The organism is Streptomyces sp. NPDC058872, from assembly GCF_042743065.1.
Taxonomy (GTDB): Bacteria; Actinomycetota; Actinomycetes; order Streptomycetales; family Streptomycetaceae; genus Streptomyces.
This window is the reverse complement of the sequence record NZ_JBHYMK010000103.1, coordinates 1-14,438: the sequence shown is the minus strand read 5'-3', so window position 1 is coordinate 14,438 and position 14,438 is coordinate 1. Positions and strand designations below refer to the sequence as shown.

Below are 14,438 nucleotides of genomic sequence, written 5' to 3'. Positions count from 1 at the left end.
GCCGTGGAGCCCTCAAACGCGAGCTCGTCGCGTGCCTGCGCACTGGACGTGCGTTGCGGGAACCACGAGCCCGGACACGGAACAGGCCACAGGGACACGTCACGGCCGATGTGGTCCTCAGCGAGCGGCCCGCCGAGGCCGCCCTCCGCACCCGAGCCCCCTCCGCCCGGGCGACTAACCGAAGAACAGCCGCACCACGTAGTAGCTCACCGCGGCGACCAGGGCCGCCGCCGGCATGGTGATGAACCAGCCCATGACGATGTTCTTCGCAACGCCCCAGCGCACCGCGTTGACCCGCTTGGTCGCGCCCACACCCATGATCGCGGAGGTGATGACGTGGGTCGTCGAGATCGGCGCCTGGAAGAGGAACGCCGAACCGAACATGATCGACGCGCCCGTGGTCTCCGCGGCGAAGCCCTGCGGCGGGTCCAGCTCGATGATCTTGCGGCCGAGGGTCCGCATGATCCGCCAGCCGCCCGCATAGGTACCGAGCGAGAGCATCACGGCACAGACGATCTTCACCCACACCGGGATGCCCTCGCCCGCCTGCTGCACATCGGCGATGACCAGGGCCATCACCACGATGCCCATCGTCTTCTGGGCGTCCTGCAGACCGTGACCGAGGGCCATGCCGGCCGCCGACACCGTCTGTGCGATCCGGAAGCCTCGCTTCGCCTTGTGCGGATTCGCCTTGCGGAAGATCCACATGATCACGCACATGACCAGGTAACCGGCGAGGAGACCCACCACCGGCGAGACGAACATCGGGATGACGATCTTGTCGAACACGCCTCCCCAGATCACCTCGGTGCCACCGGCGAGCGCCGCGCCCACCATGCCGCCGAACAGCGCGTGCGAGGAGGAGGACGGCAGTCCGAAGTACCAGGTGACCAGGTTCCAGACGATCGCGCCGATGAGCGCGGCGAAGAGGATCCCCATCCCCTTGTCGCCGGTCGGGGTCTCGATGAGCCCCTCGCTGACGGTCTTGGCCACGCTGTCGCCGAGGAAGGCGCCCGCGAGGTTCATGACCGCCGCCATGGCCAGCGCCGCCCGGGGGGTCAGCGCCCTGGTCGACACCGAGGTGGCGATGGCGTTGGCGGAATCGTGGAAGCCGTTCGTATAAGTGAAGCCGAGCGCGACACCGATGGTCACGATCAGGGCAAAGGTGTCCACGAAGCCTCAGGACTCCTTGACCGCAATGGTCTCCACCGTGTTGGCCACGTGCTCGAAGGCATCGGCCGCCTCTTCCAGCACATCCACGATCTGCTTGAGCTTCAGCACCTCGATGGCGTCGTACTTGCCGTTGAAGAGGTGGGCGAGCAGCTTGCGGTGGATCTGGTCCGCCTGGTTCTCAAGGCGGTTGACCTCGATCCAGTACTCGGTGAGGTTGTCCATCGTCCGCAGGTTCGGCATGGCCTCGGCGGTGAGTTCCGCCGCCCGGGCCAGGACCTCGATCTGCTGCTCGACGCCCTTGGGGAGCTCTTCGACGTTGTAGAGGACGACCAGGTCGACGGCCTCCTCCATGAAGTCCATGATGTCGTCGAGGGAGGAAGCGAGGGAGTAGATGTCCTCGCGGTCGAACGGCGTGATGAAGGAGGAGTTCAACTGGTGGAAGATCGCATGGGTGGCGTCGTCACCGGCGTGCTCCGCTGCCCGCATCCGCTCCGCGATCTCGGCCCGGGCGGAAGGCTCCGCTCCGAGCAATTCCATCAGGAGCTTGGAGCCCGTGACGATGTTGTCCGCGGACGCGGCAAACATGTCGTAGAAGCTCGTCTCCCTGGGGGTCAGACGAAATCGCACGTGAGGTCCTCGGGGTGCTTGGTTCGGTCAGGCTGATGCTAGGCGCATCATCCGGCCACGGCTAACCGGCGTCCTCTCAGTGTCGCCCATCAGGCACAGTGAACTGCACGTACCCCCGCCCGGATCGGCGGGGATCGGTACCATATACCCACGAGGGGTATACACCCCCTTATCGGACAACGGGAGGACGCGATGACGACCACCGAGGCGGACCAGGTCACCCCCGAGGCCGTCGACGCCGTCGAGCCGGCCGACCACGGGCACGGCGTGCACGGCTACCACAAGCAGAAGGACGAGCACCTGAAGCGACTGCGCCGGATCGAGGGCCAGATCCGCGGCCTTCAGCGGATGGTCGACGAGGACGTCTACTGCATCGACATACTCACGCAGGTGTCCGCTTCGACGAAGGCGCTCCAGTCCTTCGCGCTCCAACTCCTGGAGGAGCACCTGCGGCACTGCGTCGCGGACGCGGCATCGAGCGGCGAGGGCATCGACGCCAAGGTCGAGGAGGCCACCAAGGCCATCGCCCGGATGATGCGCACCTGAGTCCACGGGGCACGGCGGGCGGACCGGGAGGCCCCGTTCGTCCGCCCCGTCGAGCCGAGCCGGCGGGGCGGAGCGGCGAACGGACGGGACTCCGTGGAGCGGAGGCACGGAACCGGACCGGCGGTCGTGGCGGCCGACCCGCCGGAACGAACCGTGCGCCGACCCCAAGGTCAGCGGCCCCCCGAGGCCACGGCCCGCTCGGCCGCCACCCGCAGGACCTCGTCGATCCGGTCGGAACTGAGCCGCTCCCCCTCCGCGGCCGAAGCCGCGATGATCAGTTCGCCGCAGAGCTCGATCTCGGCCAGGGCGACGCAGTCCGGGTCTGCGGGCACGGTTGCTGTACCGGGCGGGGCCACGCGCATCCACCTCTTCCTGCCGGCGTCGGTCTCCCAACGGTCTCCCAGCGTAGGGACGGCGACACATAGCGCGCATGACACGTCTGGACCATTTGCCGATGGTCCGGTCCGCCACCGGGCCAGGTCAGGCCTTGATCCTTCCCGCATAGATGTCCCGCCGGTCCGGCAGCTCGACCACGACGGGCACCCCGAACCCGTACAGCAGGGTGGTCGAAGCGACCGCGACCGTCTGGCCCTGGTTGCTGAAGCTGAACTGGTGGCGCACCTTCCGCAGCCGCCCCTCCCCGTCGAGGTAGGCGTCGAAGGGCACCGTGTCCTTGGCGAACCCCTTCGCCGCTGCCGTGAGCGGCCCGCGCAGTTGTGGCGAGGCGGCCCGCGCGGCGTGTGCGATGTCGGCGACGCCCCGGTAGTGGCTGACTTTCACCCCTGCGAGCTCGACCTCGCCGACGTACGCCACGTTCCGCACCCCCCTCAACAGCTCGGCCGCGGCAGCCGGATCGGTGGCGCCGCCGGTGACGAGGTTCCCGTCGTCGAGGGCGGTGGTGTCGACCCGGACCCATTTGTCGGCGGGCACCCCGGCACCCCGGTTCTTCATGTAGAGGGCGCCAGGGGTGAGGAGTTCGGTGATCGGCCGGTGCTCGCTCGTACCGGCCGGGTCCTTCGGCAGCACCACCTGGAGCCGGCCGGTACGGAGCCGGAAGTCGTAGCCGCCCTCGCCCCGGATGGTGACCCGGGTCCCGCCCGAGGCCATCTCCATGGAGGTGCTCGCCTTGGACGTGCCGGCCTTCGTCAACACGTCGGCGGCGCTCCGCACGGCATGCGTCGGATCGTCCGTGGGCCCCGGCTCCCCCGGCGAGGCGCATCCGGAGACGGCCGCTGTCCCGACGAGGGTTCCGACCAGGGCTGCGGCAACGGCGAACGCCCCGCCGCCACGACCGCGCGCAGATCCGTGAAGCTGCACCACCATCGCCTGCCAACCCCCAATGCCGCGCCGCCGTTTCACCGGAACCGGCCCTTTTCCGGGACCCTCGGGTCCGGGCACACCCGATCCTGATAACGACGGTGCCCGCGCGCCGTCACGCGCAGTACGGTGGTGGGGTGCACGCGCAGGCCAGCCCTCACACCACGACCACCACGGAACGCGGCGCATTCGCGCTGGCACGTTGCAGCTGCGGCTGGACGGGCCCCGCCCGCAGGTCCAGGGACAGGGCCCGGACGGACGCGGCGGAGCACCTCCGCACCAACGGCGCCTGAGCAGCCGTAAGCAGCCCTAAGCAGCGAGGCCGTTCTGCTCGGTACCGGCGGCCGGGCCGCCGATCCGGGATTCGGGAATCCCGACGGTCTCCGGGCCTCCCGCCCCGTCGGCCCGGCGGGAACGGACGAGGCGAGCACCGCGGTCCGAGCGGGCGACGGCGGCGACGAGCGGGGTGAGCAGCGCGAGGGCCAGCGGCGCGAAGAGCAGTGCCACCGCCGTGCCGAGGGCGAGCCCGCCGATCACATCGGTCGGGTAGTGCACGCCCATGTAGACCCGGGCGAAGCCCTCCGCGAGGGCGAGGCCGATGGCCGCGAGACCGAACCTGCGGTGGGCGACGAAGACGCCGACGCCGAGCGCCATCGCCAGCGTGGCGTGGTCGCTGACGAAGGAGAAGTCGGTCTTCCCGTCGACGAGGACGTCCAGGCCCTGATGGTCCACGAACGGCCGCGGACGCTCGACGAAGCCGCGGATGGGAACGTTGACGAGCAGGGCGATGCCGGCGGCCAGCGGGGCCCAGACGAGTCCGGCGACCGCGGAGACGGAGTCCTCGGGGGTGCCCCGCCTGCGAACGCTCCACCAACACCAGAGCACCAGGAGGACCATCGCGAGGACGATGCCGTACTCGCCGACGAACTCCATGACGCGGTCGAGCCACGGTGGAGCCGCCTTCGCCAGCCCGTTGATGTCGTAGAGCAGGCTGACATCGGGGTTCGACCCGTCCGATGCGAGTCCAGCCATCTGCTGCGGCCCCTTGCTCTCGTGTCTGGTTTCCAACCCCCGTGGTCAGAGCGGTCGGATCAGGGAACGAATCGCCTGAGGCGTGCGTTCCGCTCTCTCCGGTGGATCATGACGACGTTATCGAAGAGTCACGGTCCACCGCAGCTCAGGGCCGGTGCATGACGGAGAGTTCCGGCCATGCCCGATACGCCCGCCCCCGTGCCTCCCGTCAGGTGCACCCGCACCGGGCCCGCACCGGAGCCTCGCCCCCCGACCCGCCCGACGGCCCGTCCGCCCCCGCTACGCCGCCGGCGGACGGGTGGGGAGCGCCGCCGCCCCCTCCTTGGTGACCCGGGTGGCGCCGAAGTAGTCCGGGGTGTCGATCCGGTCGAAGCGGATCACGGCTCCGGTGCGCGGCGCATCGATCATGTAGCCACCGCCGACGTAGATGCCGACGTGCCGGATGGCCCGGGAGTCGGTCAGGTCGTCCGAGAAGAAGACCAGGTCGCCCGGGAGGAGCTCGTCCCGGCTCGGGTGCGGGCCGGCGTTGTACTGGTCGTTGGCGACGCGCGGCAGTTGGACGCCGACGCTGTCGTAGGCGGCCTGGGTGAGTCCCGAACAGTCGAACCGACCGTTCTGTGCCGCCGTGCCCGTGCCGCCCCAGAGGTAGGGGGTGCCCAGTTTCCCCTGTGCGTAGTGGATGGCGCCGGCGGCCTGCTGCGAGGGCGCGACGCGCCCCACCGGCCGGGCGAAGCTCTTCTCCAGCGACCGGATGATGCGCACGTAGTTCCGGGTCTCGCTGATGGGGGGCACCCCACCGTGCTTGATCACCCGGTACGCACCCGCGTTGTAGGCGGCGAGCATGTTGTTCGCCGGGTCCCCGGGCACGTCCTTCACGTAGCCGGCGAGCTCGCAGTCGTACGAGGCCGCCGAAGGGATCGCGTCCTTGGGGTCCCAGATGTCCCGGTCGCCGTCGCCGTCGCCGTCGATGCCGTGCCCGGCCCAGGTGCCGGGGATGAACTGGGCGATGCCACGGGCATCGGCCGGGGAGACGGCCCGCGGGTTCCAGCCGCTCTCCTGGTAGAGCTGGGCGGCGAGCAGGGCCGGATTGATGGCGGGGCAGAGGTTCCCCCACTGCTGCACGAGCCCTTGGTAGAGGGCGGGAACGGCCCCCTTGGCGAGGGCCACCGAGCCGCCCTTCGCGCCCGCGCCGACGAGCCCGGCCGCTGCGGAGTAGGTGCCGACGACGAGCAGGACGACGAAGCAGAAGCAGGCCCCCAGGGCCCCGCCGGCCATCACCCACGCCTTGCCAGCCCTACGCACCGTCAACCACCCCTCGGCTCATGGCAGTACGCCCGGAAAGCCAGTCTAGGCGGCGATCTGCCTCATGGGGATGCCCCGGGGAACGTCGCGCGCCGTGACGCCCCTCCCGCACCCGGGCCCACCCGGATCCCCCGGGGCTGATCCGTCGTCATGGTCCCAGTGGAACCCGACCGCACGGCCCACCGCGTCCGCACGCCTGCTCACCCGTCGCGACACCGTACTCACGCCCGGCCCCGCATCCGGTCCGACGCGGCCCCAAGAGTGCAACAACGACAATCATTGCCCGGAGTCACCCCCCGTGATACACAGAGTGACCAAGTGTCTCTTTGTGTGCAAACCGTCCACGCCACCGCAGGTCAAGAGGGTCAGATCGGTCAAGTGTGCGGGGATCGGGTAAAGAGAGCCACCAAGGCGTCACACGCAAGCGGTTTCATCAGCGAAGATAGGGCGATGACCCATGCCGTCCGGCAGGGGCGACCAAGTACCCAACAGGGGCGGTGAGTTACATGTACCTGGCGGCCGAAAAGGGCGACATTACCACCATCATCGGCGGAATCGCCCCGAACTGGGGGCCTTTCGGGAGCCTGGGCAACGAAGCCAAGGTGATGATCGAGGTCGTGATGGCCGTGGCCATCCTGCTCTGCCTCGGCATCGCCATCTGGGGCGCGGCCAAACAGCGCATCGGCGCGACCGCACTCCGGGACACGTTCAGCGCGGAACAGGGCAAGGGCCTGATCGTCGCCGGCCTGACCGGCGTCTTCATCATCGGATCTCTGGGGACGCTGTTCACCATCGTCTACGGGATGGCCGTCTGATCCCCCCTCGGACCCGACCCTCCTGAGATTGCGTTCCCTGATGCCCAGTCACGTTGAAGCACGGCCGTACCCGCGAGCGAGCGAAGGGGCGTACCCGGCATGAGTCCCGGTGACGAGCACGACAGCTTCGGCAGCGTGGGCGGCTCGGGTCAGACCCGGACCCGCCTGCCCGAGGGCAACAGCGGCGACGTCTACGGAGGCGCCCGCCGCCCCGTCCGCAGCTCCCGGTCCCTCCTCACCGTCGTGGGCGTGGTGGTGCTCCTCGTCGCCGCCATCGCCTTCGCCAACCGGGGCAACAGCGGCCCCCCGGACACGGCCGAACCACGCGCCGACACACCGGGCAAGACGGCCCCCACCGCCGCCACGGGCGTCAGCCCGGTCACCGGCAAGAACGGCACGATCCCCACGGGCTACGCCCACGACGACCAGGGCGCCCAGAGCGCGGCGACGAACTACGCGGTGGCGCTGGGGTCGGTGGACATGTTCCAGGACGGTCCCCGCGAGGAGATCGTGCGCGCCATCCACGACCCCGCCATCACAGATGACCTCGTAAGACGGCTGGATGCCTCCTACTCTGCCGAATTCCTCACAAGCATCGGCCTCGATGCAAACGGTGCAGCCCCCTCCGGCCTGACCTTCGTTTCCCGCACGGTCCCGGTCGGCACCACGGTCCGGGAGTACACGGACACATCAGCGACGGTAGAGGTCTGGTGCACCGGCGTGGTCGGCCTGGCAGGCACCGGCTCGACCAAGCCCGTCACATCCACCTGGTTCACCATCACGGAGAAGCTCAAGTGGGTCGAGGGCGACTGGCGCATCGAGTCATCCACTCAGAACGAGGGGCCGACCCCGGTGAACGGTGACAACCGCGCTTCCACCGCCGAAGAGATCGCTGAGGCAGTTCAGGAATACGGAGGGTTCACCTATGCCCGCTAGCAGACGTCTGGCGGGTCGTGCCGCAGCAACCGTCACCGTCGCCTTCCTGAGCTCACCGTTCTTGTCCCCTACGCATGCCCAGGCAGCCCCCACCCCCACCCCGACCCCGCCAACTCCCACACCGTCCCCGAGCACCAGCAACAACCCCTGCGACCTCATCGTGGGGCAGGCACGCGAGTACTGCGAGAGAGGTCAGTCCGGCGGAGCCACCCGCACCCCCGCCGCCGACCCCGCCAGCGCCCTCGATCCCCTGACCTCGCTGGCCCGCGGCTGCGCCGACGCCGCCATCAAGGTCGTCGACGAGCTGTCCAAGGCCGTCAAGGCGACCGCCGACGTCGACTTCACCAACCTCGACTTCCTGGGCCGCTACGCCATCGTCTTCGCCGCCTCCACCTTCCTCACCCTGCTCCTCTGGCTCCTCGCGGTCGCCAAGCGGGCCGTCCGCGGCGTCCCCCTCACCACGGCCCTCTCCGAGGCCATCGGCTTCCTGTGGCTGACGGTCCTCGCCTCCGCCTTCACGCCGCTGATCCTCTACACCGTCGTCAACGCGACCGATGCCGTGACCGAGGTCATCGCCTCCGGCACCGGTCAACAGACCGACATCTTCTTCGGCAGCTTCAAACAGGCCCTCCAGAAGGGCGACAGCATCGGTGGCGGACCCATCATGCTGATCATCGTGTCGCTGGTGACCGTCCTCGCCGCCGGCGTGCTCTACCTGGAACTGTTCCTCCGCGCCGTCCTGCTGTACGTCGGAGCGCTCCTCGGCGTCGTCGTCTACTCGGGGCTCGTGGACAAGAACATGTGGGGCCACGTCCGCCGCTGGGCCGGCATCATGATCGCGATCATCCTGGTCAAGCCGGTCATCGTGATCGTGCTGGGACTGGCCGGCGCACTGTCCTCCGGCACCGGCCCCGACTCGGTGTCCGCCGTCGTGTCCGGCCTGTCGATCATCCTGCTCGCGATCTTCGCCTCGGCAATGATCTACCGCTTCGTCCCGGGCTTCGGCGACGAGATCGTCGCCTCCCGCAACAACCGCCTCCACCGCGCCGGCGAGAACGCAGCCGCCGCCGTCATCTCCTCCCCCGCCTCCCTCGTCTCCCAGGGCATCAAGACGCACAGCGCCCGCGGTGACGGCGGGCAGGCGTCCCAAGGTTCCGGGCCCCGCCCCGCCAACCCCGTGTCCGGCGGCATGGCCGCCCACAGCAGCCGCGGCACGGCCGGTGGCACCGGCGGCGGCACCGGTGGAGCGACGCCCCCGCCCCGTAGCAGCAGCCCCACCGCGGGCACCCCGCACAGCAACCGCAAGAACTCTGGAGGTGGAGGGCGTTGACGACCCAGTCCCAGCCGGTCGCGCCCCGCCGGACGTATCTCGTCGGCCGGGCCCGGCCGAACGCGATCGTCGGCAAGAACCGGGAGAGCGGCGAGATCGCCCTGATCATCGTCGGTGCCTTCCTCGGCATGATGAGCGGACTCCTCGTCCCCCTCCTCCCCCTACGGATCGCGCTCCTCGCGGGCCTGCCCATGCTCGCGATCGCCGCCGTGTACCTCCCGTACAAGCAGCGCACGTTCTACAAGTGGTTCGAGATCAACCGCAGCTACAAGCGGATGCTCAAGCGCGGCACCGGCTACCGCTCCCCGGCCGCCGAGGCCGGCACGCGGCTGAACGGCCGCGAGGTCGAGGTCGGCCCGCCGCCGGGCATCGGCCACGTCGGCTGGCTCGCCGCCCCCTTCGGCCCGGACGAGATCGCCGTCCTCCTCCACGCCGACCGCCGCACCGTCACCGCCGCCATCGAGATCGAGGGCCCCGGCGTCGGCCTGCGGGACAGCGAGGACCAGGAGGCCCTCGTCGACCGCTTCGGCACCCTCCTCAAGCACGTCGCCAACGGCGACGGCTTCGTGACCCGCCTCCAGATGCTGGCCCGCACCCTTCCCGCCGACCCAGATGCCCACGCCAAGGACGTCGGCCAGCGCGGCGATCCGCACGCACCCGCATGGCTCCAGGAGTCGTACGACCAGCTCCAGTCGATGGTCTCCACCTCCAGCGAGCAGCACCGCGCCTACCTCGTCGCCTGCATGCACTACACCCGCGAGCTCGCCGCCGAGGCCAATGCCATGGCCCACGCCGCCCGCCACGCCTCGGGCGCCCGCAGGCTCGACCGCGACGCCGGCCTCGCCGTGGTGATGGCCCGCGAACTCACCGACATCTGCGCCCGACTGGCCGAGGCCGACATCCGCGTCCGCCAACCCCTCGGCCAGTCCCGCCTCGCCTCCCTCGTGCACTCCATGTACGACCCGGACCACCCCATCGACCACATCCAGGCCATGACGAAACGAAACGCTTGGCCCGCCGAACTCGACGCGGTGGAACCCACGTACCTCCAGGCGAAGACCCGCGAGTCCTCCACCCGGGCCCCCTGGTGCCACGCCACCGCATGGGTCAAGGAATGGCCGATGACCCCGGTCGGCGTGAACTTCCTCGCCCCGCTCCTCGTCCACACCCCGGACGTGATCCGCACGGTCGCCGTCACCATGGACCTGGAGCCCACCGAGGTCGCCATCGAGCGCATGCTCACCGAGAAGACCAACGACGAGGCCGACGCCAGCCGCGCCGCCAAGATGAACCGCACGGTCGACCCCCGCGACATCGCCGCCCACGGCCGGCTCGACCAGCGGGGTGAAGATCTCGCCAGCGGTGCGGCAGGAGTGAACCTCGTCGGGTACATCACGGTGTCGTCGCGTTCGCCCGAGGCCCTCGCCCGGGACAAGCGCACGATCAGGGCCTCCGCCGGCAAGTCGTACTTGAAGCTGGAGTGGTGCGACCGCGAGCACCACCGGGCCTTTGTGAACACCTTGCCGTTCGCGACCGGCATCCGCCGCTAGGGCCGAAGGGGCACAGACCCATGCGAGATCCGCTGTCCGTCCTCACCGAAGCCTTCACCTCCTTCCTCTTCGGGAAGGTGGAGACGACCCGCCTGCCCGTCCGCACCTCCACCGGGCAGGCCCAGGCCGTCTACCTGCCGACCGCCGCACCCGGCCTCGGCGACTCCGGCGTCATCATCGGCCGTGAGGTCTACAGCGGCAAGGGCTACATCTACGACCCCTTCCAGCTGTACGGGCAGCAGTTGCCCGCCCCGCACTGGCTCGTCCTCGGCGAGTCCGGCAACGGAAAGTCGGCCCTGGAGAAGACCTACGTACTCCGTCAGCTCCGCTTCCGCGACCGGCAGGTGGTGGTCCTCGACGCCCAGGGCGAGGACGGGGTCGGCGAGTGGAACCTCATCGCCCAGGAGCTGGGGATAACTCCCATCCGCCTGGACCCGATGGTCGCCAACGACTCCGGAATCCGCCTCAACCCCCTCGACCCCTCGATCACCACCACGGGACAGCTCGCGCTGCTCCGCACCATCATCGAGGTGGCGATGGGCCACGGCCTCGACGAGCGCTCCGGCTTCGCGCTCAAGGTCGCCCACGCCCACGTCACCGAGCACACCACCGACCGGCAGCCGATCCTCACCGACATCGTCGAGCGCCTCCGCCACCCGGAGGCCGAATCGGCGGAGGCGATGAACGTCGACATAGACGACGTGCGTGCCTGGGGCCTGGACGTCGCCCTCGTCCTCGACCGGCTCGTCGACGGCGACCTGCGCGGCATGTTCGACGGCCCGACGACCGTCGGCATCGACCTCGACGCACCCCTGATCGTCTTCGACCTCTCCCACATCGACCGCAACTCCATCGCCATGCCGATCCTCATGGCGATCGTCGGCGTCTGGCTGGAGCACACCTGGATCCGCCCGGACCGGAAGAAGCGCATCTTCCTCGTGGAGGAGGCCTGGCACATCATCAACAGCCCCTTCGTGGCACAGCTGTTCCAGCGCCTGCTCAAGTTCGGCCGCCGTCTGGGCCTCTCCTTCGTCGCCGTCGTCCACCACCTCTCCGACGTCGTCGACGGCGCAGCGGCCAAGGAGGCCGCGGCCATCCTCAAGATGGCCTCCACCCGGACCATCTACGCCCAGAAGGCCGACGAAGCACGCAACACGGGACGGGTCCTCGGCCTGCCCCGCTGGGCGGTCGAGATCATTCCGACCCTCACCCCCGGCATCGCCGTCTGGGACGTCAACGGCAACGTGCAGGTGGTCAAACACCTGATCACCGAGAAGGAACGCCCGCTCGTCTACACCGACCGCGCCATGACCGAGTCCTCCACCGCGGACCCCGACCTGGAATGGGAGACCGAGCAGCGCGCGATCCTCATCGAGCAGCAGATGAACGGCACTTCGCAGTCGACGGTGGCGTAGTCCGATGGACACGGCACGCAAGGGAGGCGGCGGGATCTCCGACGGGCTGCTCCTCAGCCTGTTCGCCCTCCTCCTCGGCCTGACGTTCCTGGTGTGGACGGCGACCGGGCTGGCCGGGCTCCTCGCCCACGGAGCCTGGCCGGACGGCGTCGCCTTCACCGGCACGCCCTCGGCCCTGCGGGCCCTCGCGACCGCCCCGTCCGACCTGCCGGCGGCCTGGCCCACCACCCCGCCGAACCAGCTCTCGGGATACGGCCTCTTCTGGGGCCTGTTGATCGGCGAGGCCATGGTCCTCGCGGTCCTCGCGGTCTTCGTCCTCGGCACCGTGGCCCGCTGGCGCGCGATCCGCGCGAACCGAAAGGCCGGCGCCTACCGGTCGGCCCCCGCCCGGAAGGGCACCACCGGCCCCGGCACGACAGACCCGCACGGCAAGGGACCGGCACCGAAGGACCCGCCGGTACGGGAAGGAGCCGAGGCGCCGGAGACACCGGCCGCACCGGAGGACGACGGTCCCCGGAAAGCCGTCGTACGGGAGGACCCCCCCGCTCCCCCGCCCCCGCGCCGTCCGGCCGAAGAACGGCCTCCGGCGCCGGCCCCCGCGGCGGCGGTTCCCCCGCCCGTCCTGCCCGTCCGTGCTCCCCACACCGTCTACGGCCCCCCGGAGATCCGCCGCCCGGCAGCCGTCCAGGCGATCCTGGACGCGGAGGGCCCGGTCCTGGCCATCACCTCCGACCCCGTCGTGTGGTCCTCGACGAAGAACGCCCGCGGCAAACTGGGCCCGGTCCTCGTCCACGACCCCGGTCACCTCTGCGACACCCCCGGCCGGCTCCACTGGTCCCCGTCCGAGCAGTGCGAAGACCCGGTCGTGGCGCAGGAACGCTCGGTCGCCCTGCTCGCCCCCGTACGTCCCCGGTCCCGTCTGGACGCGGCCACCGCCGACACCGCCGAAACGCTCCTGCGCTGCTGGCTGCACGCCGCCGCCGTGGACGGCCGCCCCTTCCGCCAGGTGCACCGCTGGGCACAGGGATCAGGCGCCCACGAGCCCGTACGGATCCTCCGCAGCCATCCGAAGGCCGCCTCGGGCCTTGCGGGCCTCCTGGAGTCGGCACTCACCGCCCATCCGGAAAGCCGCAGACTCGCACAGGAACTGACGGCCCGTGCGCTCGCTTCCCTGTCGTCGATCCACATCAGAGAGGCCTGTGTGCCGAATCGAACGGATTCGCTGGCCCTCGCATCTTTCCTCGCCGAAGGGGGCACCCTCTATGTGGTGGGCGAGACGATCGAGGATCCTCGGACCCACCCCGGTGCGATGCCGATCCTCACGGCTCTCGCCGCAAGCGTGGTCGAGCACGGCCGCCGCATGGCCGCACGGTCATCCGACGGCCGGCTCGGCCCACCACTGACCCTCGTCCTGGACGACGTGGCCGCGGTGGCCCCGATCCCCCAGCTTCCCGAGCTCCTCGCCACGGGCGACGCCCAGGGCATGCCGACCCTGGCCCTGATGCGCTCCCACGAGCAGGCCAGGTCCCGCTGGCCGGAGGACTCGCTCAGCCGTTGAGCACCGGCCGGCAGCACCGCCCCCGGCCGGGCCGCTGCCCATGAGGACGCCCGGACGCCCCCGGCCCGTGCTCACCCCCTCCGCCCTCGTGCCCAGCCCCTCCGTCGAAACGGACCTCAGACGGCCACGGGCCTCAGCAGCTCGTACTCCAGCTCCTTCGCCGTGTCGTCCCCCGGCACTTCGGTCGACTCCCCGGTCGCCACGAACCCGAAGCGCCGGTAGAACGCGGCGGCCCGGTCGTTCCCCTGGTGGACGTACAGCCGGACCCGGGCGACCGCGGGCTCCGGCACCGACCAGGACCATTCCACTCCCGCTCGGAACAGCGCGTCGATCACGCCCGTCCCGCGCGCCTCGGGCCGCACGTAGACCCCCACGATGTGCGTCTGGTCGACCTTTGCCGCCTCTCCGAAGCGCGGCTCGTCCTGTGGCCGCTCCACGAGCAGCGTCACCGTGCCCGTCCAACTGCCGTCCGGGGCCTCGGCAACGAACTGGCGCACGCTCCCGTCACCGCTCTCGGACGCGGCTTCCGTCCGTTCCTTCCAGAAGTCTTCGGTCCGCTCGACCGCGGCCTCGTAGGTGTCGAGGAACGCGAGGTGGGCGATCGGGTCCTGCAGGGCGGCCAGCCGAAGCTCGCGGGCCTTCTCCCACTCGTCGGCACGGACGGCGCGTATCACTTGGTCCATGTCCTTGATCCTCACCGAGTCGCGCTCCCCTGACAACGCACTTTCTGCGATGGACCCTGGGGGTGAACGCAGAAAAGCCCCGCACCAAAAGGTGCGGGGCTTTCCCACAATGATTGTTCGGCGGTGTCCTACTCTCCCACAGGGTCCCCCCTGC

At 70.1% G+C, this 14,438-nt stretch carries 14 protein-coding genes and 1 pseudogene; 8 read left to right on the top strand and 7 right to left on the bottom strand.

Annotation, left to right across the window (positions count from 1 at the left end; all coding sequences use genetic code 11):
- Positions 1–140: pseudogene (locus ACFW22_RS34655) on the top strand (IS30 family transposase); the annotation flags it as partial.
- A 34-nt stretch (positions 141–174) separates the two neighbouring features.
- On the opposite strand, the gene ACFW22_RS34650 reads toward ACFW22_RS34655, so the two are convergent.
- Both ACFW22_RS34650 and ACFW22_RS34645 read right to left on the bottom strand, forming a co-directional pair.
- On the bottom strand, positions 175–1,173 hold the full coding sequence (locus tag ACFW22_RS34650; RefSeq protein WP_386412485.1) for an anion permease: 999 nt from the start codon (positions 1,171–1,173) through the stop codon (positions 175–177).
- Positions 1,174–1,179: 6 nt separating this feature from the next.
- Positions 1,180–1,800 carry a DUF47 domain-containing protein gene (locus ACFW22_RS34645; RefSeq protein WP_189950884.1) on the bottom strand — a complete coding sequence of 207 codons (621 nt, stop codon included), beginning with the start codon at positions 1,798–1,800 and terminating at the stop codon, positions 1,180–1,182.
- 192 nt (positions 1,801–1,992) lie between these two features.
- Between ACFW22_RS34645 and ACFW22_RS34640 the strand changes: the two genes are divergently transcribed.
- Entirely contained in the window at positions 1,993–2,346 is a 354-nt protein-coding gene (locus ACFW22_RS34640) for a metal-sensitive transcriptional regulator (protein WP_384884811.1), read from the top strand.
- 170 nt (positions 2,347–2,516) lie between these two features.
- Here ACFW22_RS34640 and ACFW22_RS34635 read toward each other — a convergent pair whose 3' ends face one another.
- The 4 genes from ACFW22_RS34635 to ACFW22_RS34620 form a co-directional block, all read right to left on the bottom strand.
- The gene (locus tag ACFW22_RS34635) at positions 2,517–2,708 is read right to left on the bottom strand and encodes a hypothetical protein (RefSeq protein WP_384884813.1); all 192 of its coding nucleotides are present in this window, start codon (positions 2,706–2,708) and stop codon (positions 2,517–2,519) included.
- A gap of 118 nt (positions 2,709–2,826) precedes the next feature.
- Complete coding sequence (locus ACFW22_RS34630) at positions 2,827–3,669, bottom strand: hypothetical protein (RefSeq protein WP_386412481.1); 843 nt, start codon at positions 3,667–3,669, stop codon at positions 2,827–2,829.
- A gap of 303 nt (positions 3,670–3,972) precedes the next feature.
- Positions 3,973–4,695, bottom strand: a complete 723-nt coding sequence (locus tag ACFW22_RS34625) for a phosphatase PAP2 family protein (RefSeq protein WP_386412478.1) — start codon at positions 4,693–4,695, stop codon at positions 3,973–3,975.
- A 279-nt stretch (positions 4,696–4,974) separates the two neighbouring features.
- A complete protein-coding gene (locus ACFW22_RS34620; protein WP_386412488.1) occupies positions 4,975–5,970 on the bottom strand; it encodes an NlpC/P60 family protein in 996 nt (331 codons plus the stop codon).
- Positions 5,971–6,503: 533 nt separating this feature from the next.
- Here ACFW22_RS34620 and ACFW22_RS34615 point away from each other — a divergent pair.
- The 6 genes from ACFW22_RS34615 to ACFW22_RS34590 all read left to right on the top strand — a co-directional run bounded on the left by ACFW22_RS34615 (position 6,504) and on the right by ACFW22_RS34590 (position 13,601).
- Entirely contained in the window at positions 6,504–6,812 is a 309-nt protein-coding gene (locus tag ACFW22_RS34615) for a hypothetical protein (RefSeq protein ID WP_024757447.1), read from the top strand.
- A 99-nt stretch (positions 6,813–6,911) separates the two neighbouring features.
- Complete coding sequence (locus ACFW22_RS34610) at positions 6,912–7,748, top strand: hypothetical protein (RefSeq protein WP_386412476.1); 837 nt, start codon at positions 6,912–6,914, stop codon at positions 7,746–7,748.
- A complete protein-coding gene (locus ACFW22_RS34605) occupies positions 7,738–9,078 on the top strand; it encodes a hypothetical protein (protein ID WP_386412473.1) in 1,341 nt (446 codons plus the stop codon). The genes ACFW22_RS34610 and ACFW22_RS34605 overlap by 11 nt, the downstream gene beginning before the upstream one ends.
- Complete coding sequence (locus ACFW22_RS34600; RefSeq protein WP_386412470.1) at positions 9,075–10,628, top strand: SCO6880 family protein; 1,554 nt, start codon at positions 9,075–9,077, stop codon at positions 10,626–10,628. Before ACFW22_RS34605 ends, ACFW22_RS34600 begins: the two co-directional genes overlap by 4 nt.
- Positions 10,629–10,648: 20 nt before the next feature.
- Entirely contained in the window at positions 10,649–12,043 is a 1,395-nt protein-coding gene (locus ACFW22_RS34595; protein WP_386412467.1) for an ATP-binding protein, read from the top strand.
- Between the two features lie 4 nt (positions 12,044–12,047).
- Positions 12,048–13,601, top strand: coding sequence for a type VI secretion protein (locus ACFW22_RS34590; RefSeq protein ID WP_386412464.1), 1,554 nt, complete (start codon positions 12,048–12,050; stop codon positions 13,599–13,601).
- A gap of 116 nt (positions 13,602–13,717) precedes the next feature.
- On the opposite strand, the gene ACFW22_RS34585 is transcribed toward ACFW22_RS34590, so the two are convergent.
- A complete protein-coding gene (locus tag ACFW22_RS34585; RefSeq protein ID WP_386412461.1) occupies positions 13,718–14,284 on the bottom strand; it encodes a GNAT family N-acetyltransferase in 567 nt (188 codons plus the stop codon).
- Positions 14,285–14,438 lie beyond the last annotated feature (154 nt).

What these genes read in the sequence shown, in the direction of transcription:
- ACFW22_RS34640 (WP_384884811.1), top strand. Translation starts at nt 1,993, where the DNA reads ATGACGACCACCGAGGCGGACCAGGTCACCCCCGAGGCCGTCGACGCC.
- ACFW22_RS34635 (WP_384884813.1), bottom strand. Translation starts at nt 2,708, where the DNA reads ATGCGCGTGGCCCCGCCCGGTACAGCAACCGTGCCCGCAGACCCGGAC.
- ACFW22_RS34630 (WP_386412481.1), bottom strand. Translation starts at nt 3,669, where the DNA reads ATGGTGGTGCAGCTTCACGGATCTGCGCGCGGTCGTGGCGGCGGGGCG.
- ACFW22_RS34625 (WP_386412478.1), bottom strand. Translation starts at nt 4,695, where the DNA reads ATGGCTGGACTCGCATCGGACGGGTCGAACCCCGATGTCAGCCTGCTC.
- ACFW22_RS34620 (WP_386412488.1), bottom strand. Translation starts at nt 5,970, where the DNA reads ATGGCCGGCGGGGCCCTGGGGGCCTGCTTCTGCTTCGTCGTCCTGCTC.
- ACFW22_RS34615 (WP_024757447.1), top strand. Translation starts at nt 6,504, where the DNA reads ATGTACCTGGCGGCCGAAAAGGGCGACATTACCACCATCATCGGCGGA.
- ACFW22_RS34610 (WP_386412476.1), top strand. Translation starts at nt 6,912, where the DNA reads ATGAGTCCCGGTGACGAGCACGACAGCTTCGGCAGCGTGGGCGGCTCG.
- ACFW22_RS34605 (WP_386412473.1), top strand. Translation starts at nt 7,738, where the DNA reads ATGCCCGCTAGCAGACGTCTGGCGGGTCGTGCCGCAGCAACCGTCACC.
- ACFW22_RS34595 (WP_386412467.1), top strand. Translation starts at nt 10,649, where the DNA reads ATGCGAGATCCGCTGTCCGTCCTCACCGAAGCCTTCACCTCCTTCCTC.
- ACFW22_RS34590 (WP_386412464.1), top strand. Translation starts at nt 12,048, where the DNA reads ATGGACACGGCACGCAAGGGAGGCGGCGGGATCTCCGACGGGCTGCTC.
- ACFW22_RS34585 (WP_386412461.1), bottom strand. Translation starts at nt 14,284, where the DNA reads ATGGACCAAGTGATACGCGCCGTCCGTGCCGACGAGTGGGAGAAGGCC.